Genomic DNA, 2,862 nt, shown 5'->3' with positions numbered 1-2,862 from the left:
TTCCCTGTTCCCTGTTCCCTGTTCCCTTGTCATAACGACAATTTTTAACGCCAACCTACTTAGCATAGCGCAAAAGTTTGAAATGACGGGATACCAATTTAGCCGGGATTTATGATACACTAGCTTCAATAATTCCCTAAAACCTCAACAATCGCTAAATTAAGGTATTTAACTCATGCTTTCCCAGATTTTCCAACAAAGACTGACAGATTTACTAGATAATATTACCCAAGACAAAAAATTACTGAAAGAATTTGAGGAAGCCTTAACTGTTGAAGACAACCCTCGAACATTAAAAAAATATAAAAAAGAAATTAAACGACAACAAGAATCTATTGATAATTATAAACAAGAATATACAGAACTAAAACAACAGTTAACTTGTATATCTACACCGCAAATCCAGGTAGTAGGAAATCAACTGCAAATAATAGAAAAACAATTACAGCAACTAGACACAAAATTAAATATTGTTCTTATTAAGCAAGACTCACTTTTAAGTCGTTATCAAGCTTCTGAACAAGCAATTTTGAGGGTTATTATTGAACAGCTAAATCAGACTCAATTAGCTTTGACAGAAAATATGTTAAATGCAGTAGCAGCTAATCAAGTATCTGAGTCAGAAATGCTGGAAATGTTGGCAGTTATAGAATCACGTATACCTTCTTTACCTGCCAATAGGCAAGCAGAAATTTCCGAAATTATCAAATCTCCTGAATTAGATACTAGACATAAAATTACATTCACTTTACCAATTATTCCTTTTTTAATTAATTATGAAGGTGAATTAGAATTGGGAACTGGTTTTAATATCAAGTCTGCTTGGGAGTTCGTGATCAAAAAATTAGGGAGAAAGTAAATTGTGGATTTGCGTCAGCACCTTGAAGAAGAATTAAAAAAAGATTTTCAACTTCTTAAAGACTATGAAAATCAGAAACGTAATGAAAATGATCCAGGACTTCGTAATAAGTGGGAGACTAACATTCAGTTAATCAAACTAGAAATTAAAAAGCGTCAAGAAGAATTAAATAAATTACCTATCACTTCTCCAAATTCATCTTCAAATCAATCTTTTAGTCAAGATTTGGGTTTTGGTGTAAAATTAGAGATGGTTTATATTCCTGGTGGGACATTTTTAATGGGCGCACCAAAAACAGAAGAAAAGAGTTTAGATACAGAACGTCCCCAACACTATGTAACGGTGAAGCCCTTCTACATGGGCAAATACACTATTACTCAAGAACAATGGGAAAAAGTCGTTTATTCCTGTCCTCCAGTTGCTAGAGAATTAAATTCTCGTCCTGCTTACTTCCAAGGTGATAAACTACCTGTAGAACAAGTATCTTGGAATGATGCGGTTGAGTTTTGTGCTAGACTATCTCAGAAGACAGGACAAAAATACCGTTTACCCAGTGAAGCTGAATGGGAATATGCCTGTCGTGCTGGTTCTGCAAAACCTTTTGCTTTTGGTGACACCATCACCACAGATGTGGTAAACTATAATGCCCCCAAGGGGAAATATCGAGCAAGAACAACTCCAGTAGGAACTTTTCAGCCCAACGCCTTTGGTTTATGTGATATGCACGGCAATGTCTGGGAATGGTGCGCTGATGCTTGGCATGATAACTATGAGGGTGCGCCTAATGATGGAAGTTCATGGATAAGCGAAACTAATCAAAACGCTAGGTTGCTGCGCGGCGGTTCTTGGTTCAGCTTTCCTGTCTATTGCCGTTCGGCTTATCGTAACTCTTATGTTGCGGGCTTCGACTACTACTACTATGGTTTTCGTGTTGTGTGTGGTGCTGCGTGGACTTAGTAGGCCTTTATACTCTTGCTCTTTTGCCCTCTGCTCTTTACCCTTGCCAAGCGTAACGGAGTGGAGCGATCTTTTTTTATTTTGTGACTTTTGGGAAATTCGAGCTATTTAACTTGACAGAAACTTTCAGGTCTTTGGTTTAATTTACGATAACACACAAATCTGAAGCTGTCAACTAGTTCCCAGATGGAGTCTGGGAACGAGAGTTACACTTGACGATTTACTAAAGTCGCGCTGGCTTGGTCAACGGGCATCAGTAAGACCTCACTAATATTAACATGACTTGGCCTAGTGGCACAGAAAAAGATCACATCAGCCACATCATCAGGAGTTAGGGGTTTAAGGCCTTGATATACCTTTTTAGCCCGTTCTGTGTCACCATGAAAACGCACTTGACTAAATTCTGTTTCTACCATTCCAGGGTCTACAGAAGTTACTCGCACGGGAGTTCCTAAAAGGTCTTGTTTTAAGCCTTCAGAAATGGCTTTAACTGCTGCTTTTGTCCCACAATAGACATTACCACCAGGATAGGTTTGATGTCCGGCTATAGAACCGATATTGATAACATGACCAAAATTCCGTTCCACCATTCCTGGGACTATGTAGCGGGTGAGGTAAAGTAAACCTTTGATATTAGTATCAATCATTTCTTCCCAGTCTTGAAAGTCACCTTGATGTAATTTGTCTAAACCGCGACTTAAACCGGCATTATTAATCAAAATATCAATATTTGACCAGGAAGGGGGTAAATTATTAATAACTGATTCTACCGCCAAGCGATCGCACACATCAAGTGCTAATAAATGGATTTTATCAGATGGGATATCCAAGGAATCAGCTACTTGTTGTAGACGTTCCCACCGTCGTGCCGCTAAAATCAGTTTTGCACCAGCATGAGCAAAAATTTTGGCACAAGCAGCACCTATACCGCTACTTGCACCAGTAATCAAAACAATGTGGTTTTGCATACAAGTCCGTTGTCCTTCGTCCGTTGTCCGTTGTCCTTTGTTAGTATAGTCTTGACAACTGACCACTGACTACTGACT

At 38.6% G+C, this 2,862-nt stretch carries 3 protein-coding genes; 2 read left to right on the top strand and 1 reads right to left on the bottom strand.

The genetic code is table 11. The features are described from left to right. Positions 1-175 precede the first annotated feature (175 nt). The gene (locus ACIR131C_RS0109110; protein WP_028089943.1) at positions 176-859 is read left to right on the top strand and encodes a hypothetical protein; all 684 of its coding nucleotides are present in this window, start codon (positions 176-178) and stop codon (positions 857-859) included. 3 nt (positions 860-862) lie between these two features. Continuing rightward, positions 863-1,816, top strand: coding sequence for an SUMF1/EgtB/PvdO family nonheme iron enzyme (locus tag ACIR131C_RS0109105; RefSeq protein WP_028089942.1), 954 nt, complete (start codon positions 863-865; stop codon positions 1,814-1,816). 206 nt (positions 1,817-2,022) lie between these two features. On the opposite strand, the gene ACIR131C_RS0109100 is transcribed toward ACIR131C_RS0109105, so the two are convergent. Further along, positions 2,023-2,784, bottom strand: coding sequence for an SDR family oxidoreductase (locus tag ACIR131C_RS0109100; RefSeq protein WP_028089941.1), 762 nt, complete (start codon positions 2,782-2,784; stop codon positions 2,023-2,025). Positions 2,785-2,862: the final 78 nt, after the last annotated feature.

The organism is Dolichospermum circinale AWQC131C, assembly GCF_000426905.1.
GTDB lineage: Bacteria > Cyanobacteriota > Cyanobacteriia > Cyanobacteriales > Nostocaceae > Dolichospermum > Dolichospermum circinale.
This window is presented reverse-complemented; position numbering and strand designations above follow the sequence as displayed.

What these genes read in the sequence shown, in the direction of transcription:
- ACIR131C_RS0109110 (WP_028089943.1), top strand. Translation starts at nt 176, where the DNA reads ATGCTTTCCCAGATTTTCCAACAAAGACTGACAGATTTACTAGATAAT.
- ACIR131C_RS0109100 (WP_028089941.1), bottom strand. Translation starts at nt 2,784, where the DNA reads ATGCAAAACCACATTGTTTTGATTACTGGTGCAAGTAGCGGTATAGGT.